We start from the raw sequence: 1,844 nt of genomic DNA, 5'->3' as shown, positions 1-1,844 counted from the left end.
GCTCAAAGCCGGAAAAGTCAACGGCAAAGCGGTGCAACAACAACTGGACAACACGGTCGTTACCGCCGTTTTGACCGCGCACCCGACCGAGGTGCAACGCCAAACCGTCTTGAGCTTCAACCGCCGCATCCGCGCGCTGCTGCCGCAACGCGAACGCTGCACTAATCCTGATGCACTGGCTCAATTGCGCCGCGAAATCGACACAGTCCTTTTGGGCTTGTGGCAGACCAGCGAAACGCGCCGCCACAAACTTAGCGTCAACGACGAGATCAACAACGGTGTATCCATCTTCCCGATGAGCTTCTTTGAAGCCCTGCCTAAACTCTACCGCACAATGGAACGCGATTTTCAGACGGCCTATCCCGGCGTCCGCGTTCCGAATATCCTTAAAATCGGCGGCTGGATCGGCGGCGACCGCGACGGCAACCCGTTCGTTTCTGCCGAAACCTTGCGTTTTGCGTTCAGACGGCATGCCGACGCCGTATTCCGTTTCTATCGCGGCGAACTCGACAAACTCTACCGCGAATTGCCGCTCTCCATCCGCCGCGTCAAAGTCAATGACGATGTGATGGCACTTTCCGCCCAGTCTCCCGATGAAGAAATCGCCCGCGCCGAAGAACCCTACCGCCGCGCCATCGCCTACATCATGGCACGCGCTATGGGCAAGGCACGTTCACTCGGTTTGGGCATGGGCTGCAAATTCGGCTTCCTCGAGCCTTATGCCACGGTTGAAGAGTTCCTCAACGACCTGAAAAAACTGCAACGCTCGCTCCACGAAAACGGCAGCCAACTGCTGGCAGAAGGCCGTCTGGCCGACATTATCCGCAGCGTGTCCGTGTTCGGTTTCCACATGATGCCGCTCGACCTGCGCCAACACGCAGGCAAACACGCCGATGTGGTTGCCGAGCTTTTCCAACACGCAGGTTTGGAAGACTACAACAGCCTGAACGAAGAGCAAAAACAAGCCGCCCTGTTGCGCGAATTGAGCCATCAACGCCCGTTGTACAGCCCGTTCATCACATACAGCGACCATACCCGCCACGAGCTGGCAATTTTCAACGAAGCACGCAAAATCAAAGACGAATTCGGCGAAGATGCCGTGACGCAAAGCATTATTTCCAACTGCGAACAACCCAGCGACCTACTCGCCTTGGCATTGCTGCTGAAAGAAAGCGGCCTGTTGACGGTTGAAAACGGCAAACCGCGCAGCCGCATCAACATCGTGCCTCTGTTTGAAACCATCGAAGCGCTCGAAAACGCCTGTCCGGTCATGGAAACCATGTTCCGCCTCGACTGGTATGACGCCCTGCTCGAAAGTCGCGGCAACATCCAAGAAATCATGCTCGGCTACTCCGACTCCAACAAAGACGGCGGCTACGTTACCAGCTCATGGTGTCTGTATCAGGCCGAATTGGGCTTGGTCGAACTCTTCAAAAAATACGATGTACGCATGCGCCTGTTCCACGGCCGCGGCGGCAGCGTAGGCCGCGGCGGCGGCCCGTCTTACCAAGCCATTTTGGCGCAACCCGCAGGCAGCGTTGCCGGACAAATCCGCATTACCGAGCAAGGCGAAGTCATTACCGCCAAATACGCCGACCCGGGCAATGCCCAACGCAACTTGGAAACCTTGGTCGCCGCGACTTTGGAAGCCAGCATCCTGCCGGACAAAAAAGACCCTGATGCCAAACTGATGCAGGATTTGTCGGACGTATCGTTCAAATACTACCGCGAACTGATTACCCACCCCGACTTCATCGACTACTTCCTGCAAACTAGCCCGATTCAGGAAATCGCCAACCTCAACCTCGGCAGCCGTCCCGCCAGCCGCAAAACCCTAGCGCGGA

The 1,844-nt window shown here is 56.9% G+C and carries 1 protein-coding gene; it reads left to right on the top strand.

Annotated features, from left to right (window positions below):
• Positions 1–1,844: phosphoenolpyruvate carboxylase (locus tag ACTHUE_RS17480; RefSeq protein WP_440424066.1), on the top strand; the 1,844-nt coding region annotated here is incomplete at both ends.

The sequence above is a fragment of the Neisseria sp. P0021.S005 genome (assembly GCF_051956955.1).
Note: the sequence above shows the minus strand (reverse complement) of the source record. Positions and strands in the feature narration are given on the sequence as shown.